The sequence below is a fragment of the Streptomyces luteolus genome, from assembly GCF_029968015.1.
In the GTDB taxonomy this organism is placed as follows: domain Bacteria; phylum Actinomycetota; class Actinomycetes; order Streptomycetales; family Streptomycetaceae; genus Streptomyces; species Streptomyces luteolus.
This window is the reverse complement of the sequence record NZ_JASCIS010000004.1, coordinates 65239-87086: the sequence shown is the minus strand read 5'-3', so window position 1 is coordinate 87086 and position 21848 is coordinate 65239. Positions and strand designations below refer to the sequence as shown.

Sequence of the window (21848 nt, the reverse complement as noted above, 5' to 3'; positions counted from 1 at the left end):
CTGTCGTACGCGCACGGGAACAACAGCGACCGAGTCGACAAATACCCCGGCAGAACGCCCTTTTCGAACTCCGTACGTCAACACCTGATTCGAAATCTTCCCTCGAACCGTCGCCCATTCCGGTGACCAAATGTCTCCAAATCATCACTGACCGCTACGCTCACGCACGTGAACCAAAGCGCCCGCCGAATCGGCCGAACCCTCGCTCTTGTCCTCCCCGTCGTCCTCGTCCTGTCCGGGACGCTCGCGGTCACCCGGGTCAACTGGTCGGGTGGCTCGCAGTCGGTGCTCACCGCGTCGTCCGAGGACGTCTCGACCCCCGCCAAGACCCGCGCCCCGCAGGAAGCCCTGCGCGACCGGCTCCTGCTCGAACTGCAGGAGAAGAACCCGGGAGTCGCCCTCACCACACTCCAACAGGAGGTCGACGCACGCCCGTCGCTCGCCAAGCACTGCGCCTGGATCGCCCGCGCCCTCGGCCGTGCGGCGGTCCGCCAGTACGGCCCGAGCCGCGCCCAGTCCTACGCCCGCCCGGTCTGCGACACGGCGTTCGCGACCGGTGTCGCACATTCGGTCTGACCCTCCCGAGAGGGCTGCGCCTAGGGTGCGGGCATGACCGACCCGCACCCCACGTCCGTACAAGCCGCCACACCCGTACAGGCCGCCACCCCCGTACAGGCCGTCATCCTCGCCGGAGGCCAGGGCTCCAGGCTCCGCCCGTACACCGACGACCGACCGAAGCCGATGGTCGAGATCCCCGGAACCGGGGTCCCGATCATCGGCCATCAGCTTTCCTGGCTCGCCGCCGAGGGCGTCACCGACGCCGTGATCTCCTGCGGCCACCTCGCCGGCGTACTCCAGGAGTGGCTGGAGAAGGCCGAACTCCCCCTGCGGGTCACGACGGTGGTCGAGGATGAGCCCCTCGGCCGCGGCGGCGGCCTCAAGTACGCGGCCGCGCACCTGCCGCACCCGGACCGCGGCTGGTACGCGACGAACGGCGACATCTGGACCCGCTTCCCGCTGCGCGAGATGGCCGCCTTCCACACCGAGCGGGACGCCACCGCGACGCTCGCCCTGGCCCGGCCGCGGCTCCCCTGGGGCGCCGTCGAGACCGACGCCTTCGGCCACATCACGGACTTCATCGAGTCCCCGCGCGTCTCGTACGAGATCAACGCGGGCGTCTACGTCTTCTCGCCCGGCTTCGCCGCGCTCCTGCCCGACCGCGGCGACCACGAGCGCACCACGTTCCCGCGCCTCGCCCGCCAGCGCCGCCTGGCCGGCTATCCGTTGCCGCAGGGCGCGTACTGGCGGGCCATCGACACCGCCAAGGACCTCACCGAAGCCGCCAAGGAGCTGGCCGCACAGAGCCGTTGAGGCCGTCCGGTGCGGCTTGTGCGCACAAGCCGCACCGGACGGTATGCGCGCACAAAGTACGGGCCGGGTCCGGCGCACATCCCTGATGCGCCGGGCCCGGCCCGTACCGTCTCCGCGGCCTGGGAGCCCAGGGCCTGTCCGGCGGATCTTCGCGGGCCCACGATGCCTGGCACGCTCCCCCAGCCTTCGGCCGGGGGGGACCCCCAGAGCAGGGGGTCCCCCATGACGCCGCGGGCTGTTCCGCGAAGATCCGCCGGACAGGGCCTAGCCGAGCAGGCCCCCCACAAGACCCGGCTCCTCGCTGCCCGTGCCGCCGCTGCCCGTGCCGCCGCTGGACGTGGGGCCGCTGCTGGTGGACGGCGGCGCCGACTCCTGCGGCGGGGGCTGCTGCTGGCCCGTGCCCGCACCGGCGGTCTGGCTCGGCCGGCTGTCGGCCGAGCCCGACTCGCTCGCCCCCGTACCGGGCGTGGACGCGGGCGCCGACGGTGTCGTGGTGTTGCCCTGCGTCGGGGCGCCGGTCGTCGCGGACGGGGTCTGACGCTCCGTACGGCGCTCCTTCGGCTCGGACGGCAGCGGCGAGCCCGGCTGCTCGTTGCGCGGGGCCTCGCCGGGCCCGGGCGCGGTCACACGGTCCGCGTCCCGCACCGCACCACCGAGGAGCGAGCCGATGAGCAGGGTGATCCCGACGACCACGGTGCCGACCAGGAAGCCGCGGCGCAGCACCCGGCGGCGCAGCTCCCACAGCTCGGCGCGCGGCCCGAGCCGCCGCCAGGCCTCGCTGGCGAGCCAGCCGTCCACGGAGTACACCGGCGCGCCCGCGATGATCAGCGGGCTCCACGCGGCGAGGTAGATGATGTCCGGCGCGTCGTAGACCGGCACCGACTTCCAGCTCACCGTGACGAGCAGCGCGGCCGAGAGCAGCCCGCCAACGACGGCCGCCGCCCGCTGCCAAAGGCCGAGCACGGTCAGCACACCGACGATGACCTGGAGGAAGGCGATGACGAGACCCGCGCCGACGGGGTGTGCGAGCGCCCAGTCCCGCATCGGCTCGGCGAGCGCCCAAGGGTGCAGCGAATTCAGCCACTTGACCATGGAGCCGCGCTCGCCGCCATCGAAGTAGACGGGGTCGCAGAGCTTGCCCATGCCCGCGTAGATGGAGATGAAGCCGAGGAAGACGCGCAGCGGAAGCAGCACCACGCCGAGGTTCAACCGCCGCCCCGGGTAGTACGCGTGGCGCACGGAGTCGTTGCCGTGGCGGCGCGGCGTCCGCTCCTCGCTCTCCTCGTACGAAGCGTCCTCGGGCACCAACTCCTCGTACGCGTACGCCTCTTCGTCGTACGCGCTGCCCGAGGACTGCACGCGGGGCAGGATCCGGGTGTCGCTGCCCTCGGGCTCGCGCGGGCCGATGACGTGCGGCGGCGGGGCGGCCTCGGTGACGCGCGGGATGACCTGCGTGGCGGCCCCTGCGGGATCGGCAGTGCCGTCGAGGGAGCCGTCGTGCTGCACGCCGGTGGTGCGCACGGCCTGGAGGAGACCGCTGGCGCCCGGGTCGCCGGGCACGGACTTCCCGCTCCAGACGACGGGGGCGCGACGGCGCCCGGCAGCGGCGCCGACCGCGGCTCCCGCTCCGGCGGGTACGCCCGCGGCGAGCCCGGCGACCGCCAACTGCCGTGTGATACGCGGGGACTGGGTCTGCTGAGCCGTGGGGAGCTGCACGCGGAAGCTCGCGTGATTGACGATGACCTGGGCCGGGTCGCACGGCACCTTCACCATGCTCAGCGCGGGTCCGTCGTCGAATCCCGACGGGCCTCCCCCTGCGGATGTGCGGGGTGTTCTGGTGTCCACACTCATCTAACCGAGTGATGTGTGCTTAGGACACTGCCTTGACCGCCCCGATCTGTCCGGGCCGCGTCAAGGCGCGTACACCCGCCGCCCGCGCGGGGCTCAACTCCTGCGCCGCGCCGCCTCGTAGAGCACGACGCCCGTGGCGACACCGGCGTTCAGCGACTCGGCGCCGCCCGGCATCGGGATCCGCACCCTGAAGTCGCAGGTCTCGCCGACGAGTCGGGACAGGCCCTTGCCCTCGCTGCCGACCACGATCACCACCGGGCCGTCGAGCGCCTCCAGTTCACCGACCTCGTGCTCACCGTCGGCGGCGAGGCCGACGACGACGAGCCCGTCCTTCTTGTACGCCTCCAGGGCGCGCGTCAGGTTCGTCGCCCGCGCCACCGGCGTACGCGCCGCGGTGCCCGCGGAGGTCTTCCACGCCCCGGCGGTCATGCCGGCCGCGCGCCGCTCCGGCACCACGACACCGTGACCGCCGAAGGCCGACACGGAACGGACCACAGCACCGAGGTTGCGCGGGTCGGTCACGCCGTCGAGGGCGACGATCATCGGGTCCTCGCCCTCGTCGAACGCGGCGTGCGCCAGGTCCTCCGGGTGCGCGTACTCGTACGGCGGGACCTGGAGGACGAGGCCCTGGTGGTTGAGGCCGTTCGTCATGCGGTCGAGCTCGGCGCGCGGCGCCTCCATCAGGTTGATGCCGCCGCGCTCGGCGACGAGCTGCAGCGCCTCGCGCACCCGCTCGTCGTTGTCGATGTACTGCAGGACGTACAGCGTGGACGCGGGCACGCCCTCGCGCAGCGCCTCCACGACCGGGTTGCGGCCGACGACCAGCTCGGACGTGCCCTTGCCGCCGCGGCGCGCGACGGGACGGCGGGCGGCCTGCTTGGCCTTGGCGTTGGCGATGCGGTTCTTCTTGTGCTTCTTGCGCATCTCAGCGGGCGGGGTCGGGCCCTTGCCCTCCAGGCCGCGACGCCGCTGGCCACCGCTGCCGACCGTCGCACCCTTCTTGTTGCTGGTGCGGCGGTTCCTGCGCTGGCTGTTCCCGGCCATGACCTACCTGTTTCCTGAAGCTTTGCGTACGTACGTATAAGTGAGTGTGCCGCCCGGAGGACCGGGCGGCCAGTTTCCGAGCGGATCGGGCGGGCTCAGCGGGGGCCGAGGCTCCAGCGCGGTCCGTCGGGGCTGTCCTCGATGACGAGCCCGGACTGGCCGAGCTGGTCCCGGATGGCGTCGGCGGTCGCCCAGTCCTTGCGGGCCCGCGCCGACTCGCGCTGGTCGAGCACGAGCCGTACGAGGGAGTCGACGACGCCGTGCAGATCGTCGCCCCGGTCGCTCTCCCCGGCCCAGTGCTCGTCGAGCGGGTCGAGGCCGAGGACGCCGAGCATGGCGCGGACCTCGGCGAGGCGCTCGACGGCGGCCTCCTTGTCGTCCGCCGCGAGCGCCGAGTTGCCCTGCCGGACGGCCGTGTGCACGATCGCGAGGGCCTGCGGCACCCCGAGGTCGTCGTCCATGGCCTCGGCGAACGCGAGCGGCACCTCGGGCGCGAGCGGGACCGTCTTCCCGGCCTTCTCGGTGACGCGCTGCACGAAGCCCTCGATCCGCGCGAACGCCGACTCGGCCTCGCGCAGCGCCTCCTCGCTGTACTCGATCATCGAGCGGTAGTGCGGGGTGCCGAGGTAGTAGCGCAGGACGATGGGCCGCCACTTCTTGGCCATCTCGCTGACGAGCACCGAATTGCCCAGGGACTTCGACATCTTGTCCCCGGCCATGGTCACCCAGGCGTTGTGCACCCAGTAGCGCGCGAACTCGTCTCCGTACGCCTTGGCCTGCGCGATCTCGTTCTCGTGGTGCGGGAAGATCAGGTCGAGCCCGCCGCCATGGATGTCGAAGGCGGTGCCCAGGTACTTGTGGGCCATCGCCGAGCACTCCAGGTGCCAGCCCGGACGGCCCCGGCCCCACGGCGTCTCCCAGCTCGGCTCCCCCGGCTTCGCCGCCTTCCACATGGCGAAGTCCCGCGGGTCCCGCTTGCCGGTCTCACCGTCGCCGGAGGGCTGCCGCAGATCGTCGAGGTCCTGGTTGGAGAGCTCCAGATAGTTCTCGTACGAGCGGACGTCGAAGTAGACGTTGCCGTCGGCCTCGTAGGCGTGGCCGCGCTCGATCAGGCCGCGCATCATCTCGACCATCTCGGTGATGTGCCCGGTGGCGCGCGGCTCGTAGGTCGGCGGGAGGCAGCCGAGTGCGGCGTATCCGTCGTTGAACGCGCGCTCGTTCTCGTACCCGATCGACCACCACGGCCTGCCCTGCTCGGCGGCCTTCTTGATGATCTTGTCGTCGATGTCCGTCACGTTCCGCACGAACGTCACGTCATAGCCGCGGTACGCGAACCACCGGCGCATGATGTCGAAGTTGAGCCCCGACCTGATGTGCCCGATGTGCGGGGCGGCCTGCACGGTCGCGCCACAGAGGTAGATCGAGACACAGCCCGGCGTGAGCGGGGTGAAATCGCGAATCTGCCGGGCGCTGGTGTCGTACAGGCGAATAGTCACGCATCAAGGGTAGTGGGCCGGAAGGAGTGCCCCGCGCCCCTTTCCGGGCCACGGGACCAGTTTGTGACGCGGTACGGGCGCCGCCGCTCAGATCCGGCCGACGACCTTGCGCGGGGTGATCCGCACGACCACCCGCGGACGGTCCTCGGCGGCGTGCGGATTGAACTCGGCGTACGTCTTGCCCGTGTACTTCAGGGACAGCTCGTCGATCAGCTCCTGCGCGCCCTCGGTGGTCATCGTGGCGCTGCCGCGGATCTCCGCGTACGTGTACGGGGCGTCGAAGGGCTGCACGACGACGCTCACCCGGGGATCGCGCCGCATGTTCTTCTCCTTGCGGCGTTCCAGGGTGGTCGAGAAGAGCACGTCGTTCCCGTCCCGCTTCACCCAGACCGGGGACAGCTGCGGGCTGCCGTCGGGCTGGACGGTGCCGACGGTGACGAAGACGGGGGTGTCGAGGAGGGACTTCAGGGCTTCGGAGAGCTGCGCGGACATCTGGCCTCCCAGTGCGGGTCTGCGCGGGGCGGGGAGCCCGTCCCGCGCAGTCACCGTACCCAGCGGCCGGGCCTCAGACCCGGAGGACCAGCGCCGTGGCGATCGCCGCGAGCCCCTCGCCGCGCCCGGTCAGACCGAGGCCGTCCGTGGTCGTCCCGGACACGGAGACCGGCGCCCCGACGGCCTCGGACAGCACCTTGCGCGCCTCGTCCCGCCGCTTGCCGACCTTCGGACGTACGCCGATGACCTGCACGGACACGTTGCCGATCTCGTAACCGGCGGCCCGCACGATCCGCGCGGCCTCGGTGAGCAGCGTGACGCCGGAGGCGCCGGCCCACTCGGGGCGGGACGTGCCGAAGTGCGCTCCGAGGTCGCCTACGCCGGCGGCGGAGAACAGCGCGTCGCAGGCGGCGTGCGCGGCGACGTCACCGTCGGAGTGGCCCGCGAGGCCGTACCCGTCGCTCGCCGCCTCGTCCCAGAGCAGCCCGGCGCACCACAGCTCGCGCCCCTGCTCGAAGGCGTGCACGTCGGTGCCGATGCCGACCAGCGGGACGTTCGTCAACGGATCAGAAGCCATCGTTCGCCCTCCTGCGCGCCAGGACCGCCTCGGCCAGGACCAGGTCGAGCGGCCTGGTCACCTTGAACGCCTCTTCGTGACCGGGGACGACGACCACGGGCAGGCCGAGCTGCTCGACCATCCCGGCGTCGTCGGTGGCGCCCTCGCCGTTCAGCTCGACGCTGTCGTGGGCGCGTACGAGCACGTCCCGGTCGAAGCCCTGCGGCGTCTGCACCGCGCGGAGCCGGGCCCGTACGGGAGTGGCGACGACGGGTTCGGGGGCGCCGCGCTCGGCGGCCGGCTCGACCTCCTTGACCGTGTCGGCGAGCGGCAGCGCCGGAACGACGGCGGGGGCGCCGGCGGTGACGGTCTCCACGACGGTGTCGACGGTGTCGACCGGCACGAGCGGGCGGGCCGCGTCGTGCACCAGCACGGTGGTGATGTCCGGCGGCAGCGCGTCGATGCCTGCCCGGACGGACTCCTGCCGGGTCTCACCGCCGGGCACGACGAGGAAGTCGGTGCGGTCGGGCAGCGAGTGGTCGGCGAGCAGCGACTTGACCTCGGCGGCGCCGTCGGCCGGTGCGACCACGACGACGAGCGATACGGCACGGGACGCGGCCATCGCCCGGACGGCGTGGATCAGCATGGGCGTGCCGCCCAGGGTGCGGAGCGCCTTGGGGGCGCCGGGCCCGAGCCGCACGCCCCGGCCGGCCGCGGGGATCACCGCGGCCGTACGGGCGGGCTTCGGGGAGTTCGAGGATGACTGGGTTTCGTCTGACATCTGGTCCGCGTTCAGGGTTTGTGTCCTCGGGCGACGTGGGTATGGCCTCAGCGAACGCCCCCGGCCGACAGGCCGAGGGCCAGGCGCGCAGCTCTTGACCGTGACCCTTTCCGTGACCATCGGTCGAGGCTGGGCGCCAGTTCACGCCAATAGCAAATACGGGCAGCCAGTGGCAAGTACGGGCAGCGAGTACGGGCAGGTTGTCCGAACACGCTGGTCCGAACATGCCGCGGTGCCCGGCGACACAGCCTGTCTGGAGGTCAGCCAGGGCTGGTCAGCGGGCACCGCGGCATGGTGTTACCGGTACTGCGTCAGGACGCGAGGACTTCGTCGAGCAGAGCCTCGGCCTTGTCTTCGTTGGTGTTCTCAGCGAGGGCCAGCTCGCTCACCAGGATCTGCCGCGCCTTGGCGAGCATGCGCTTCTCACCGGCGGACAGTCCGCGCTCCCGCTCGCGACGCCACAGGTCACGCACCACTTCAGCGACCTTGATGACATCGCCGGAGGCGAGCTTCTCGAGATTTGCCTTGTAGCGCCTGGACCAGTTCGTGGGCTCCTCGGCGTACGGCGCGCGCAGCACCTCGAAGACCCGGTCGAGCCCGTCCTGACCGACAACGTCGCGTACGCCGACGAACTCCGCATTGTCCGCTGGCACACGAACCGTCAGATCGCCCTGGGCGACCTTCAGCACCAAGTAGGTCTTGTCCACGCCTTTGATCTGGCGAGTTTCGATGGCCTCGATCAGCGCGGCCCCGTGATGGGGATAGACCACGGTGTCGCCAACCTTGAACGTCATGTGACAGGTACCCCTTCCGTGGCTATCCATCCTAACACGAGAACTGCCTCTTCTGAATGGCGTTTTCGCAGGTCAGGGCGCATCTCGGGGCTTGACAACGGTGCCAGGATCGTGCTGCGCGGGCTTTCCGGAGGCGGGTATTCGCAGGTCGGAGCGGCTGTCCGGGGAACCTGAAACACGGCCGCCACAGATGCCCGCGACCCCTCTCGAGAGGTCGAACGTCCCGGTTTGCACACTTCGAAGAGAGTGGTTTCCGCTACTCCGTTCGGTGTCCTGAGAGCCGTTCGAGACAAGTGTGAACGCTTGTGGCGAGAATCCAGAATTGATCAGGCGAGGCGTGAAGATCAATTCCTGGGACCGCCCCGCATTCCTTACCTGAAATCCACCGAGCGGTCGACGCGATGGATATGTGAATCCCGAACCACACGCATTCGGCCACATCACGGCACGGGTCGATACCCCTGCTCCACTGCGGACGGCGGGCGACGTAGGGGCGGGTCGGGTGCGGCGCTCCGACGGGGGCTCGGTAATCTAAGCGCGCTGTCAGATCACTACGGACGGCCACAACAGCCGTCCCGTACCGCCCACGTTCAAGGAGTTGCCGCCGCCGTGAGCCGCAGCCTTCGACGCGGCACCATCGCCGCCACCGCCCTCGGGTTCGCCATCGCCACCCTCGCCGCGTGCGGTGCGGGCAACAACGCCCAGACCCTTGAGATCAAGCCGGACAACGCCGCGATCAAGGTCGGCGACATCAAGATCCAGAACGCGATCGTGATCACCCAGCCCGACCCGAAGTCGACGGGTCCCGCGGCGATCTCCGCGACGGTGTTCAACAACGGGGACACGGCGCAGACCCTGGAGTCCATCAAGGTCGAGGGCGCCGACAAGGCCGCCGAGCTCAAGCCCGCCAAGGGCAGCGGCCCGCTGACCATCCCGGCCGGCGGCTCCCTGATCATCGGCGGCGCGGGCAACGCCTCCGCCTCCCTGCCGAGCAGCCCTGAGGCCGTTCAGGACGGCAACGCCCAGCCGGTCACCTTCTCCTTCAGCGAGACCGGCGACGTCAAGATGAAGACGTTCGTCGTGCCCGCGACCAGCTACTTCAAGAAGTGGGGCCCGAGCGAGGTCCCCGCGGCCCCCGAGGCCACGCCGAGCAAGACCGCGACGCCGACCGGCGGCGCCACCGGCAAGCCCACCGAGGGCGCAACCGAGGGCGCCACCGGAGGCGCCACCGAGGGCGCTGGCGACGGCGCGAACGGCGACCCGGCCAACGGCACTCCGTCGAACGGCGCGTCCGACGCGGCCGCCCACGAGGGCGCCGGCCACTGACGCGGGCCGCCCGCTACGCACGCGAAGGGCCCCACCGCCGAGTCAGGCGGTGGGGCCCTTCGCGTACGTGTACGTCGGTGGCCGGGCCGGTCTACGGCTCGAACTTGTACCCGAGGCCGCGGACCGTCACCAGGTAGCGCGGGGCGCCCGGGTCCGGCTCGATCTTGGCGCGCAGGCGCTTCACGTGGACGTCGAGGGTCTTGGTGTCGCCCACGTAGTCGGCGCCCCAGACCCGGTCGATGAGCTGCATACGGGTCAGGACGCGGCCGGCGTTGCGCAGCAGCATCTCCAGGAGGTCGAACTCCTTGAGCGGCAGGTCGACCTTGGAGCCGGAGACCGTGACGACGTGCCGGTCAACGTCCATGCGGACCGGGCCCGCCTCCAGGGCGGCCGGAGTGACCTCCTCGGGCTCGCCGCGGCGGCGCAGGACGGCGCGGATGCGGGCGACCAGCTCGCGGGACGAGAAGGGCTTGGTGACGTAGTCGTCGGCTCCTATTTCGAGGCCGACGACCTTGTCGATCTCGCTGTCCTTGGCCGTCACCATGATCACGGGGACGTTGGAGCGGCCGCGCAGCTGGCGGCAGACCTCGGTGCCGGGCAGGCCGGGCAGCATCAGGTCGAGCAGGACCAGGTCGGCGCCGTTGCGCTCGAACTCGTCGAGCCCGTCCGGGCCGGTGGCCGCGATGGCGACCTCGAAGCCCTCCTTGCGGAGCATGTACGACAGGGCATCGCTGAAGGATTCCTCGTCCTCGACGACGAGCACTCGGGTCACGGAAGGACCTCCGGGGCAGGGATCGGCGCGCGGGTCTCGCGAGCCTCACGGTCGTGCTGAGCGGTGTGGGTGTCGTTCTCTGGGTCGTGGTCCGGTTCGCCGGATTCCTCGCCGTCGAGGTCCGTGATTCCGGTGGGGCTCGGCCCGCGGTCGCGGGCGGCGCCCGCCTCCGGCAGCCGAAGGGTGAAGGTGGAGCCCTGTCCTTCGGAGCTCCACACGGTGACTTCCCCGCCGTGCGAGGCGGCCACGTGCTTGACGATGGCAAGGCCGAGGCCGGTGCCGCCGGTGGCCCGGGAGCGGGCCGGGTCGACGCGGTAGAAGCGCTCGAAGATGCGCTCCTTGTCCCGGTCGGAGATGCCGATGCCCTGGTCGGTCACGGCGATCTCGATCAGGTCGCCGCCGGGGGCGCTGACCCGGCGCGCGGCTATCCCCACGCGCGTACGGGCCGGGCTGTAGTTCACGGCGTTCTCGACGAGGTTGCCGAGCGCGGCGGCGAGCTGGCCGCGGTTTCCCCAGATATGCAGGTCGGCCGTGCCTCCCGCCCGTCGCCCGCCACCACCCTGCTCGAGCCCTTCGGGCGCAGCCATATTCGTAGCCATCGTGATCTGCTTCGTACCGGCCTGGTGGCGGCAGCGGTCGATGGCCTCGGTGACGAGTTCGTCGACGCGGACCGGCTCGGCGTCCTCGAGCGGGTCGTCGTTCTGCACGCGCGAGAGGTCGATGAGCTCCTGGACCAGGTTGGTCAGGCGGGTGGCCTCTATCTGCATGCGGCCCGCGAACCGCTCCACGGCCTCGGGGTCGTCGGCCGCATCCATGACCGCCTCGGAGAGCAGGCTCAGGGCGCCGACGGGGGTCTTCAGCTCGTGGGACACGTTGGCGACGAAGTCGCGTCGTACCGCCTCGATGCGGCGGGCCTCGGTGAGGTCCTCGACGAGCAGCAGCACGAGCCGGGAGCCGAGCGGGGCGACGCGGGCGGAGACCGCGAGGGCGTCGCCGCGGCCGGTGCCTCGGCGCGGCAGGTCCAGCTCGACCTGTCGTATCTCGCCGTCGCGGCGGGTGTCCCGGGCCATCTGCAGCATCGGCTCGACGGCCAGCTTCCCGCCGCGTACGAGCCCGAGGGCGTACGCGGCCGAGCTGGCCTTGACGACCGCGTCGGCCTCGTCGAGTACGACCGCGGAGGAGCGGAGCACGGAGAGGACCGTGTCCACGCCCGGCGGGAGGACGGCGTCGGTGTGCAGGGAGGTGCGGGTGGGGCGTTTCTGGTCGCGCTCGCTCCAGCGGAACGCCAGCATGGCGATCACACCGGTGCACACCCCGGCGATCGCTGCCGCTGCGGCGACCGCCGCGTTCACGTCCATGTCTTCAGGTTATGCACGGACTGATGCCCGGCCATACCGGTCGAGCTGTCATCTCGAACACTCGTCGCCGAGAGTTCACCGGAGGTACGGGGGTGGTTCATTTGGGTGGCGCGGCCGCATCGGCGCAGGTGGAGAGGTGGGGCGTATGGGGCATCCGGGGCAGCGGTCGCGTCGCTCAGAGTTCACCTTGGAGACAGAGGCGATTCACATGGGGTGCCGGTCCCGGTCGCGTTCCGGCCGCACCGTGGGAGCGTGGGGGCACAGCCCCGGAAGCTGATGTCCGGGGGGCTGGTGGCCCCCGGCGGCACGTACTCAGAGAGGGAACTCCATGCGGGACGCGTACCACGAGGAACTTGACTCGATCGGCGAAGGCCTGGTCGAGATGGCCCGCCTTGTCGGGTCGGCGATCGGGCGCGCCACGACGGCCATGCTCGACTCGGACCTGAAGCTCGCCGAGAGCGTCATCGCGGCGGACCAGAAGGTCGACGACCTGCAGCACGACCTGGAGGCGCGGGCGATAGCCCTGCTTGCCCGCCAGCAGCCGGTCGCGACGGATCTGCGGATCGTGGTCACCTCGCTGCGGATGAGCGCCGACCTGGAGCGCTCCGGCGACCTGGCCCAGCACGTCGCGAAGCTGGCCCGCCTGCGCTTCCCGGAGTCCGTCGTCCCGAACGACCTGCACGCCACGATCCTGGAGATGGGCCAGCTCGCGCAGCGCCTGATGGCGAAGGCCGCGGAGGTCATCATCACCAAGGACATCGACCTGGCCCTGCAGCTGGAGCACGACGACGACGAGATGGACCAGCTGCACCGCACGCTGTTCCAGCACCTGATGGACGACCGCTGGAAGCACGGCATCGAGACGGCGGTCGACGTCACGCTCCTCGGCCGCTACTACGAGCGCTTCGCGGACCACGCGGTGTCGGTGGCCAAGCGCGTGGTGTACCTGGTGACGGGCGAACACGCGGACGAACTCCAGCCGCCTACGGGGCCGGAGGTGGCGGGGGCGTAGCGCCCGGTTCCGCCTTGCCGCCCGGCGGGGGCCCGGTCCGTTGCTTCGGTTGCTCTACGGACGGGGCCCTCGCCGTTTCCGTCGGCGGCCTTCTCGGCGCTCTCGGGCCCGCCTGCTGTCATCTTTGACGGCCCGGATCTCTCTCCTGACACGGAGTGCGAAGCAGCAGGTGAGGACGGCGACGGACGCCCAGCCGATGGCCGACGACATGGCTGACGTCGGTTCGTGAAGGGCCGCCCACGCCACCATGCCCAGCAGGATGACCCCGTACTGGGCAAACCGCCGCTTCACAGGCGCTCTGTCCCCCTCCGCGCAGCAAGAGCACCTTGCCGGCGGGAACTCCGCAGGCAAGGTGCTGAAGTCGGCTCAGGGCTGGTTACTTCTTCTTGCCCTGAGTTTCGACCGCCCGTTTTTCGGGGCTGATCAGCGGGGTGCGGACCTCAACTGACCTGCGGTCGGGCGGGTGTTGGTGGTCGTTGTCGGTCGTTGGTGGTTGGCCTCGGAGGTTCCCCAGAGGTTCCGGAACTCCCGCGAGTCAGTGAGGGAAAGAGCAAGAAGGATCGGCCTTCGGCCGCACGACCCTTTGGACTCGCTTCGCTCGCGGGTACCGCCGTACTGGCCACCCTAGCTGCCCGTCTGGAGGCTGCCGGAGCTCTGCTGCGCCACGGGTGACCTCGCGGTGCCCGCGAACCAAGAAGAGCACCCCGGCGCCGGGGCTCGGTGGTCTCATTCACGCAGGCTGGTGATGAGCGCGGCGGCGATTGCGTACGACGGCGGCGACCGCGCGCGAGCGGAGCGAGCTGCCAAAGCTCGTGCGGCCGAAGGTCGCTCGCTCTATCACTCCCTGTGGCGCGCTCCGGCGATAGCAGCAGGCTGAGTGATAGCGACAGGGACCGCTAACGTTAGCGCCCTTGATAGCACCTCAGAGCGCTGTGACCAGAAAGTTAGTCGATAGCGGGCAACACGAAGAGACCCCGGATTCAGCCTGAATCCGGGGTCTTCGCTGCGTGTCTGACGATCGCTTACGCCTGCGGCTGCACTACTGAAAGTTACTGCGGAAGGAATCCAGGCTTCGCGTTGCCCAGGTCGCGCAGCTGTGCCAGGTAGTCCTGAGCCGCGGGCTCGGCGGCGTACCTGCGGCGCATCTCTGCCGCCAGCTCGCGGCTGGTCATGATGAGCGACGGGACGGACTGGCGGTCCCCCTGGAGGGCCCGCTCTCCCATGATGAGGGCCTGGTCGAGGTCGCCCTCACGAGCGGCCGTTACGCCCAGCGTGACGCGGGCCTCCGCGTTGCGCATCGGCGCACGTTCGGTGCCGTCGAAGTCGGTTCCCGTACGGAGGACCTCCTCGGCGAGGGTGCGGGCGAGCTTGTCCTCACCGACCAGGCGGTAGCAGTCCATCGAGTAGAAATCGAACTTCGCCGGGTCCACCACGAAGTGGTTGTCGAGGTTCTCAGGGTGCGGCATGCCTTCGAGGAGTCGCCGCCCCTTGTCGAGGGCTACCTCTACCTGCCGTCGGTCACCCAACCTTGCCCAGGCCTTTGCCTCTTGGCCCGCGAGCTGCACCGCGACACCGTGACCGGCGGCCACTTCCGCCCCTGCCTGAGACGCCGCGATAACCCCTCGGTAGTCCCCGGTGGTGAGGGAGAACCAGGCCCGCATTTCGTGAGCCCACCCCGCCACTTCGGGGTGGTCCGCCTCGGTCGCCAGCGAAAGGGCCGCCTGGCGGGTCACCTCGGCCGCGTGCCGGTCTCCTGAGTCGTACTCGACGCAGCCGACCAGGAGAGCGAGCCAGCCCGAGAGCGCCAATACCTCACGGTGCTGCGAGAGCGTCAGGTTCTTGGAATGCAGCTCCACGACACGACGCAGCCACTGTCGACCTTCGATGAGGAGCTGCGCACTCGGCATGAACGGGTACTCGGAGGCGAGCCGGTCCGTCGTGATGCGCAGTGCGTCGAGCGTCGCCACGTCCACGTCAGAGCGGCTGAGACGGCTCACGATCTCGAAGGTCTCCATGCCGCTCGCAGCCAGGATCTCCTGGTTGCCGTCCCGGCGGCCCGGCTCGGGGAAGAGCGCCTGCGTGACGGTGCCAAAAAGAGCAGCGATGAGCGGCTTGTAGAAGTCGTTCGGTGTCTGGCCAGACTCCCAGCGCTTCCACTGCCGGATCATGCTCTCGTCAGAGGGCAGTTGTTCCGGCGCGTGCGCGCGGAGGGCTCTCACGGCGTCCTTCTGCGACCAATCGCGCGCCGCTCGCTCAGCCACGATGCGTCGAGCCCATGCCGGCCTGTCGTCACTCATTCGTCGCCCTCCTCCGAATGCCTACGTGCCGAGTCTCGCGCGCGGACCGTGGGGACAGGGAAGGGGACAGTGAGGTGACACCGGACATGTCCCCAGTCCAATCCACTGCCCCCACGGTGTCACTTACGGCTCATGGCCTGCGCGCCACATGCTGGTTACAGATCACGCACCACCGGCCACGGAACGCGTTTCCAGCGCTTCGAGCCGTTCAGTCAACGCCTGAATCTGGGAGCGGATTTCCTTGATGTCGTCGCGCACGTCGCTGGTCGGGGCAGCACCATCGCTGACGAAGTTGCCGAGGTTCCCGGCTGACACGACAAGCCCCTCGGATCGGAGTGCGGCCAGGCCGTTCTGGATCGTCTGGCTCGCGTACCCGAAGCGGTCCATCAGCTCACGCTGTGACGGGAGCTTGTCTCCCGGCTTCATCATCTTGATGTCATCGCGAAGCGTGTCCGCGACCACTACCGCCTTCGGCTTGGGCCCTCCTGTGACTGTCATGCGTTGAGGGTACCCACTAACACCACAGCGAACTAGTGCGCATCACAGCACGGGGCTTGTGCACCACAGCAGACTAGTGCAAGCTAGTCATCAAGCGGGGGTCGTCGCCACAAACCGACTTCCGTGGAAATTGCCTGGTCAAGGCCAGGAAACAGCAAGGAGCGGCCACCTACCGCCAAGCAGTCAGCCGCTCCCCGACCCGAAAGGGGTACATCCATCATGCCTGAGATGACCGTGACCGTCGCAGGTCCCGTCCCTCAGCAGCCGCAGCTGTTGCGGGCCGCCAGCACTCCGCTGGGGCAGGCCCGCGTTGCTCGGGGCTGGTCCCAGGAGAAGGCGGTTCGCGCCCTCGTCCTGCTGGCCCAGTCCTGGGATTGGCAGATCGCGGCGGAGTCGTCGCTGAAGGTGCAGCTCTCGCGCTGGGAGCACGGCGCGACCCGGCCGAACGAGACGTACCGCGCCCTGCTCTGCGCGGTCTACCGGACCACCCCGGAGACGCTGGGATTCGACCGTCCCCAGCAGTCCCAGACGGTCAAGAGCCTGCGTGAGCGCGTCAACGCCCTGGAGTCCCTGGTAGAGAACCTGATGGGCGCGCTGAGCGCCACGCAGGGGGTGCAGGCATGACCGCCGCGACCTTCACCACTGTCAAGCCGAATCCCGCTCGCATCGGCAATCCTCACCTGCGGGCAGCGCTGATCGAGGCTGGGCTGACCTACGAGGAGCTGGCCTTCCAGCTGCGCGTTGACCCCAAGACCGTGGAGCGGTGGGTGAACGAGCCGGGACGGCGCCCGTACGCCCGCCACGCCCACGCGGTCGCCCGGGTCCTCGGTTGCGACGTCTGGGACCTGTGGCCCGCTCAGCGTCCCGCCATGCCCGACCCGGCCGAGACCACGAGCAACGGCGAGGCGTCCGCCATGGTGAGCCTCGCCCGCCGCGCGTTGGAGCGAGCTGAAGGGCTGAACCTCACCTCTGCCCAGCCCACCGAACTCGCTCTCATGGTCGGTGAACTCACCGCCTGTCTGCGCGGCCTGACGGGTCTGCACGACGCGCCGGGGGCGAGCGCATGAGTCGGAACTCTGTACTGAACTCGACCCGGCGCCGCTTGCGGAAGGAACAGCTGGCGCGCCGGGACGGACAGAACTGCGCCTACTGCCGCTGCCCGTTCGACTCGCTGCGGGACGCCACCCTCGACCACGTCGCGCCGCGTTCGCTGTGGCGTACGTGGACGGTGTCCGCGCTCGTGCTCGCCTGCACCGACTGCAACCACGCGAAGGCCGACCGGTTCCCGCTCTCCCTCGCCCTGGTGCTCGTCTTCACGTACGGCCGTGAACAGTCGGCTCCGACCGTTCACGACGAGTCGGCCGACTCCGTTCACGAACAGTCGGGTGTTCACGCCGGGTCCGAGTCGGCCGACCCGAGTCGACTCGACTGGCGACTGCTGGCCCGACTCGCGTCCTCGAACCAGTCGACCTACGAGGCGACTGGGAGGCCCGATCGGATGCTGCATCGGTCGCCCTCTCATCTGCATGAATCGACCTGCCACCGCCCCGTACGCCGGACGGGTGTGCGCCCCGACTGCCTGCGCGCTCCCCGACCCGTACGGGCGTGCTCGCGACCGACCGGAGAGGCGGTGTTCGCATGAACACCATCCACCGAGGCGTGAACAGGTCGACCCGACCCCTGAACACCCACCCGACCGACCTCGCCGTGAACGCCGACTCCACGAGCGCCGTGAACACGAGCGTGAACGCGTTGAACGCGGTGAACACGGCCGACGACCCGACCGCGTTGTGGGCCGCCGCTCAGGCCGACTTGCTGCCCGATGACTATCCCGCCTATGGCAGTCCGGCGTGGCGGGAGCTCCCGTCGGCCGACCCGCGCCGCTTCGCTGCCGTGCTCGCCGCGGCCGAGTTGTGGCGTCGCCACGAGGTGCGGGAGGCCTGGCTCGCCGGTCTCGATGACGACGACTGGCAGCAGGAGATCACCCGCGACGCCCTGAACGACGTGCGCCGCATGCGCCTGTCCGCCCGCCCGACGCGAGCCGAACTGGACGCGCTGGCAGGCCCGTTGGCCGCGCACCGCCTGACCGCTACCCCGGGCTGGCCGCCCATCGCTGTCCCCGGACAGCCCGGCCGCTACCTGACCCACCCCATCGAGCGGGAGACGGCATGAACGACACCACGATCCCGATTCCGCCTCCCACCGACCCCATGGCCGTAGCCAGGCACCTGGCCCCCGCCTGGCAGCAGGACGACCTGCTGACGCTGCGGCACTGGCGCGGCGCCTGGATGGCCTGGGAGGGCTCGCACTGGCGAGAGCTGGACCCGCAGCAGCTGCGCGCCAGCCTCTACGAACAGCTGGAACACGCCCAGTTCGAGCACGCCACCCCCAAGGGCGCCGAGCTGCGCAAGTGGGCCCCGAACATCCGCAAGGTGGCCGACCTGATGGCTTCGGTCGCCGCCGTGACCCACCTCCCGCCGACTATCGACGCCCCCGCCTGGACCGCCAGGGACCAGGGCAACGCCCTGCGCCGTGACGGAACCCGTGACGAAACTGGGCACGGCACGGGCCCGATCGTGGCGTGCACGAACGGCCTGCTGCGCGTCGCCGACCGCGCCCTGACGCCGCTGACGCCTGGCTTCTTCAACCTGGTGTCCGTCCCCTTCGACTACGACCCCAAAGCCACCGCACCTGCCTGGGAGAAGTTCCTGCACCAGGTGTGGCCCGACGACCCGCACTCGATCGCCGCGCTTCAGGAATGGTTCGGCTACGTCCTGTCCGGCCGCACCGACCAGCAGAAGATCCTGCTCGTCGTGGGCCCGCCCCGTTCCGGCAAGGGCACCCTCGCCCGCGTTCTGGCGGACCTGGTCGGGAAAGGGAACATGGCCGGTCCCACCCTGGCCAGCCTCGGCAGCAACTTCGGACTCTCCCCGCTGCTGGGCAAGTCCCTCGCCGTGGTCTCCGACGCCCGCCTGTCCGGACGCGACGGCCACCAGGTCGTCGAGCGTCTGCTCACCATCTCCGGTGAGGACACCATCGACGTCGACCGCAAGTTCAAGGACCCCTGGACCGGCAAGCTCCCCACCCGACTGGTGATCCTGTCCAACGAGCTGCCGAACTTCGGCGACGCCTCCGGGGCTATCGCCCGTCGCTTCGTCGTCCTGAACACCACGGTCTCGTGGCTCGGCAAGGAGAACACCAGCCTCGCCGACGAACTGGCCGACGAGATGCCCGGCATCCTCAACTGGTCCCTCGAAGGCCTGGACCGCGTCCAGAAAACTGGACGGCTCACCGAGCCGCCCGCCTCCCGCGACGCGGTCACCACCATGCAGGACACCGCATCGCCAACCAGCGCGTTCATCCGCGAGTGCTGCGAGACCGGGCCCGCCTGCCAGGTGGTCGTCGATGATCTGTGGGCGGTGTGGCGCAGCTGGGCCGACGACAACGGCATCAGGGCAGGCACCAAGCAGGTGTTCGGACGGAACTTGCAGTCCGTCGTGCCACAGGTGCGCCGCACCAAGCCGCGCGGCGACGACGGCCGACAGATCCCGGTGTACGTCGGACTCGCCCTCGCGGATGGCGCCCACAATGCGCTGAGTCGCGGCTCATCGCGGCTCAACGAACAGGGCCCCAACGGATACGGGAAGTCGCTGAGCCGCGATGAGCCGGACAAGAGGCGCGATGAGACAGAGGAATCCCGCACTCCGGTAACGCCTCTACCTGCGCTGATCCGCGCTGAGCCGCATGAGACGCGATTTATCGAAAACTCCGGCGCTCAACAGGAGTTGGCGGGCCTGAGCCGCGATGAGCCGCGACTCACGCTATTGCAGCCGTCATTGGAGAGCGCCCCGCTGTGCACCGAGTGCGGCGGGCCGTTCGAACCCCTCGAAGCAGGCCAGACCACCCATCCCACCTGCACCCCGGCCATTGGAGGCAAGGCGTCATGAGCACCCCACGCCCCGCGAACGACGACCCGCGCACCACTCTCCGCGCCGGGCTCCCCGACCGCTACCTCACACCGGAAGACCTCGTGTCGATGTTCAGCCTGCCGAGCGTCGAGACCGTCTACGCCTGGCGCCGCAAGCGCATCGGCCCGCCCGCCTTCCGCGTGGGCAAGCACCTGCGCTTCGACCCCGCCGCCGTACGTGCCTGGGTCACCGAACAGACCGCCCTGGGAACCGACCAGGCCGCCTGAACCGGGTGCTAGACCTAGCAACCACCCTTGCTAGGTCTAGCAACCCCACTAGCGACCCAAACCCCCTCCCACCAGCGGCCTAGCGTCTAGCAAGCCTCACGCCGCGCACCCCGAATCCGGCCCAGAACGACCACCGGGCACTTCCGCTGGCAGCCGCTAGGAACGCGGGGAGGCAGCACCTGCCGAGCCGGGGAGGCGGGGAGAACTCCCCAACCGCCTCCCCGGGCCCAACTCCCCGCGCTGAACAGCACAAACAGCCGTCGGGGGAGGCGGGGAGGCACCACCGAAGCCCCTCAGGAAACCGCCTCAACGACCGCACCCAAGGCCCTGTCGCCGCCTCCCCGTCCGGTCCTCCCAGCCCCTCCGTTCGCCAGGGAGGCACCCGGCTCGACCCCAGGGAGGCAGGGAGAACTCCCTCGCCCCCTCCCTGGCCCGACTCCCTCCACCTGACCAGCGCAAAGGCCGCTCAGGGAGGCAGGGAGGCAAGCCCCAGGGGGCGCCTGAAACGCCCCTCAGAGCACCACAGCGACCCCCTGTCGTGGCCTCCCTGAGGACGCAGCAGGCCGCTACCGGTAGCACCCGCCCCTGCTACCGGTAGCACCCCCACTAGCAGCCCCAAACCCCGTGACCAGGCCCGTAGCAAGTAGCGGGCCTCCCCCAGCACATCCCGAAACCGGCTGGAGAGCCGCCTCCGGGCCCTCCACGCCTCCGCTACCGAGAAGGGACTCAGCCCCATGGCTGGCCACATCTTCGACCGCTGGTTCAAGACCACCACAGACGCCGACGGCAAGACCGTCCGCGTCAAGACCGACCGCCACGGCGTGGGCCTGCGCTACCAGGCCCGCTACATCGGGCCTGACGGCCAGCGGAGGAACAAGTCCTTCCCTGACGGACAGAAGCGTCTCGCCGAGCAGTGGCTGAGCGGCATGCAGGCCGACGTAGCCCGCGGCGACTTCATCGACCCGAACGCGTCCCGTACGACGTTCCAGGAGTTCGCGGAGAAGTGGCTCGCGAGCCAGAGCGGCGACCCCAACACCCGCGCGTCGATGGAGTCCCAGCTCAAGCTCCACGCGTTCCCCCGGATCGGCTCGCGCCAGCTCGGGTCATTCCAGCCGAGCCACATCCGCGAGTTCGTGACGCAGCTCGAAGAGAAGGGCATGTCCGGCTCGTACGCTCGCGTCGTCTTCTCCAACGTCCGGGCCGTGCTCTCCGCTGCCGTCGAGGACGGATGCCTGCGCCGGAACCCCTGCAACTCCCGCACCGTGACCCCGCCGGCCATGGGCGCTCGCCGCGTCGTCCCCTGGGAGCCTCAGCGCGTCTTCGACGTACGGGCCGCCATGGTCGAGCGTTTCCGCCCCATGGTCGACGTGGGCGCCGGGTGCGGCCTGCGGCAAGGGGAGATCCTCGGCCTGTCCGTCGATGACATCGACTTCGACAGTGGCACCGTGCACGTGGTGCAGCAGCTGAAGCTAAGCCTGAGTAAGGCCGTATTCGCCCCGCCGAAGGGAGGCAAGCTCCGCGACGTACCGCTTCCCGATCCCGTGGCAGAGGCCCTGAAGGAGCACATCAAGCGATTCCCGCCAGTGGAGATCAAGCTGCCGTGGATGCGAGGCAACGGGCAGCCCGTGGCGAAGCGGCTCATCTTCTCGGGCCCCAACGGCGGGCACGTCTGGCGTACGTCGCTGAACGAAGACCACTGGAAGCCCTCACTTGCGAGGGCAGGCGTCATCCCAAAGGCCAAGAGCCGCGAGCACGCCGCAGCCCGCGAGCACGGCATGCACGCGCTCAGGCACTTCTACGCTTCAGTGCTCCTGGACGCTGGGGAGAGCATCAAGGCTCTAGCTGAGTACCTGGGGCACTCCGACCCAGGCCTGACTCTGAAGGTGTACGCGCACCTCATGCCGAGCAGTCGAGATCGGGCCCGGAAGGCTCTCGGGCGAGCGCTCCGACCGCACGCCCCCGAGGATTGAGGTTCCAGGGAGGTTCCAGAACACGAAAACGCCTC

General features: G+C 69.9%; 22 protein-coding genes. 11 read left to right on the top strand and 11 right to left on the bottom strand.

The window, feature by feature from the left end:
* Positions 1–147 precede the first annotated feature (147 nt).
* Positions 148–576, top strand: a complete 429-nt coding sequence (locus tag QIT00_RS04955; protein ID WP_408909727.1) for a hypothetical protein — start codon at positions 148–150, stop codon at positions 574–576.
* A gap of 33 nt (positions 577–609) precedes the next feature.
* Positions 610–1371 (top strand): nucleotidyltransferase family protein, encoded by a 762-nt coding sequence (locus tag QIT00_RS04950; protein WP_282533839.1) that lies wholly within the window; start codon positions 610–612, stop codon positions 1369–1371.
* Between the two features lie 264 nt (positions 1372–1635).
* Here the strand turns inward: QIT00_RS04950 and QIT00_RS04945 are convergent, their stop codons facing one another.
* The 7 genes from QIT00_RS04945 to QIT00_RS04915 form a co-directional block, all read right to left on the bottom strand.
* Positions 1636–3222, bottom strand: coding sequence for a DoxX family protein (locus tag QIT00_RS04945; protein WP_282533838.1), 1587 nt, complete (start codon positions 3220–3222; stop codon positions 1636–1638).
* 93 nt (positions 3223–3315) lie between these two features.
* A complete protein-coding gene (rlmB, locus tag QIT00_RS04940; protein ID WP_282533837.1) occupies positions 3316–4266 on the bottom strand; it encodes a 23S rRNA (guanosine(2251)-2'-O)-methyltransferase RlmB in 951 nt (316 codons plus the stop codon).
* 95 nt (positions 4267–4361) lie between these two features.
* A complete protein-coding gene (cysS, locus tag QIT00_RS04935; RefSeq protein WP_282533836.1) occupies positions 4362–5762 on the bottom strand; it encodes a cysteine--tRNA ligase in 1401 nt (466 codons plus the stop codon).
* A gap of 87 nt (positions 5763–5849) precedes the next feature.
* Positions 5850–6254: a PPOX class F420-dependent oxidoreductase gene (locus tag QIT00_RS04930; protein ID WP_282533835.1), complete on the bottom strand. Its 405-nt coding sequence runs from the start codon at positions 6252–6254 to the stop codon at positions 5850–5852.
* A 73-nt stretch (positions 6255–6327) separates the two neighbouring features.
* Positions 6328–6831, bottom strand: a complete 504-nt coding sequence (gene ispF / locus QIT00_RS04925; RefSeq protein ID WP_282533834.1) for a 2-C-methyl-D-erythritol 2,4-cyclodiphosphate synthase — start codon at positions 6829–6831, stop codon at positions 6328–6330.
* Positions 6821–7591 carry a 2-C-methyl-D-erythritol 4-phosphate cytidylyltransferase gene (gene ispD / locus QIT00_RS04920; RefSeq protein WP_282533833.1) on the bottom strand — a complete coding sequence of 257 codons (771 nt, stop codon included), beginning with the start codon at positions 7589–7591 and terminating at the stop codon, positions 6821–6823. The genes ispF and ispD overlap by 11 nt, the downstream gene beginning before the upstream one ends.
* A 311-nt stretch (positions 7592–7902) precedes the next feature.
* A complete protein-coding gene (locus QIT00_RS04915; protein ID WP_003953493.1) occupies positions 7903–8385 on the bottom strand; it encodes a CarD family transcriptional regulator in 483 nt (160 codons plus the stop codon).
* A gap of 609 nt (positions 8386–8994) precedes the next feature.
* On the opposite strand from QIT00_RS04915, the gene QIT00_RS04910 reads away from it, so the two are divergent.
* A complete protein-coding gene (locus QIT00_RS04910; RefSeq protein ID WP_282533832.1) occupies positions 8995–9711 on the top strand; it encodes a copper chaperone PCu(A)C in 717 nt (238 codons plus the stop codon).
* Between the two features lie 91 nt (positions 9712–9802).
* On the opposite strand, the gene QIT00_RS04905 is transcribed toward QIT00_RS04910, so the two are convergent.
* Positions 9803–10483, bottom strand: a complete 681-nt coding sequence (locus tag QIT00_RS04905) for a response regulator transcription factor (protein ID WP_007382946.1) — start codon at positions 10481–10483, stop codon at positions 9803–9805.
* A complete protein-coding gene (locus tag QIT00_RS04900; protein WP_282533831.1) occupies positions 10480–11841 on the bottom strand; it encodes a sensor histidine kinase in 1362 nt (453 codons plus the stop codon). The genes QIT00_RS04905 and QIT00_RS04900 overlap by 4 nt, the downstream gene beginning before the upstream one ends.
* A 328-nt stretch (positions 11842–12169) precedes the next feature.
* Between QIT00_RS04900 and phoU the strand changes: the two genes are divergently transcribed.
* Positions 12170–12853 carry a phosphate signaling complex protein PhoU gene (gene phoU, locus QIT00_RS04895; protein WP_282533830.1) on the top strand — a complete coding sequence of 228 codons (684 nt, stop codon included), beginning with the start codon at positions 12170–12172 and terminating at the stop codon, positions 12851–12853.
* Between the two features lie 1049 nt (positions 12854–13902).
* Here phoU and QIT00_RS04890 read toward each other — a convergent pair.
* Positions 13903–15072, bottom strand: coding sequence for an XRE family transcriptional regulator (locus QIT00_RS04890; protein ID WP_282533829.1), 1170 nt, complete (start codon positions 15070–15072; stop codon positions 13903–13905).
* A gap of 240 nt (positions 15073–15312) precedes the next feature.
* Positions 15313–15648 carry a winged helix-turn-helix domain-containing protein gene (locus QIT00_RS04885; RefSeq protein WP_282533828.1) on the bottom strand — a complete coding sequence of 112 codons (336 nt, stop codon included), beginning with the start codon at positions 15646–15648 and terminating at the stop codon, positions 15313–15315.
* Positions 15649–15867: 219 nt separating this feature from the next.
* On the opposite strand from QIT00_RS04885, the gene QIT00_RS04880 reads away from it, so the two are divergent.
* From QIT00_RS04880 to QIT00_RS04850, 7 genes are all read left to right on the top strand, one after another.
* Positions 15868–16272 (top strand): helix-turn-helix domain-containing protein, encoded by a 405-nt coding sequence (locus tag QIT00_RS04880; protein ID WP_282533827.1) that lies wholly within the window; start codon positions 15868–15870, stop codon positions 16270–16272.
* Positions 16269–16715, top strand: a complete 447-nt coding sequence (locus QIT00_RS04875; RefSeq protein ID WP_282533826.1) for a helix-turn-helix transcriptional regulator — start codon at positions 16269–16271, stop codon at positions 16713–16715. The genes QIT00_RS04880 and QIT00_RS04875 overlap by 4 nt, the downstream gene beginning before the upstream one ends.
* Positions 16712–17290: an HNH endonuclease gene (locus tag QIT00_RS04870; protein WP_282533825.1), complete on the top strand. Its 579-nt coding sequence runs from the start codon at positions 16712–16714 to the stop codon at positions 17288–17290. Before QIT00_RS04875 ends, QIT00_RS04870 begins: the two co-directional genes overlap by 4 nt.
* A complete protein-coding gene (locus QIT00_RS04865; protein ID WP_282533824.1) occupies positions 17287–17820 on the top strand; it encodes a DUF2742 domain-containing protein in 534 nt (177 codons plus the stop codon). The genes QIT00_RS04870 and QIT00_RS04865 overlap by 4 nt, the downstream gene beginning before the upstream one ends.
* Complete coding sequence (locus QIT00_RS04860) at positions 17817–19595, top strand: DNA primase family protein (RefSeq protein ID WP_282533823.1); 1779 nt, start codon at positions 17817–17819, stop codon at positions 19593–19595. The genes QIT00_RS04865 and QIT00_RS04860 overlap by 4 nt, the downstream gene beginning before the upstream one ends.
* Positions 19592–19843, top strand: a complete 252-nt coding sequence (locus QIT00_RS04855; RefSeq protein ID WP_282533822.1) for a helix-turn-helix domain-containing protein — start codon at positions 19592–19594, stop codon at positions 19841–19843. The genes QIT00_RS04860 and QIT00_RS04855 overlap by 4 nt, the downstream gene beginning before the upstream one ends.
* 734 nt (positions 19844–20577) lie before the next feature.
* Positions 20578–21813 carry a tyrosine-type recombinase/integrase gene (locus tag QIT00_RS04850; protein ID WP_282533821.1) on the top strand — a complete coding sequence of 412 codons (1236 nt, stop codon included), beginning with the start codon at positions 20578–20580 and terminating at the stop codon, positions 21811–21813.
* The last annotated feature ends 35 nt before the right edge of the window (positions 21814–21848 follow it).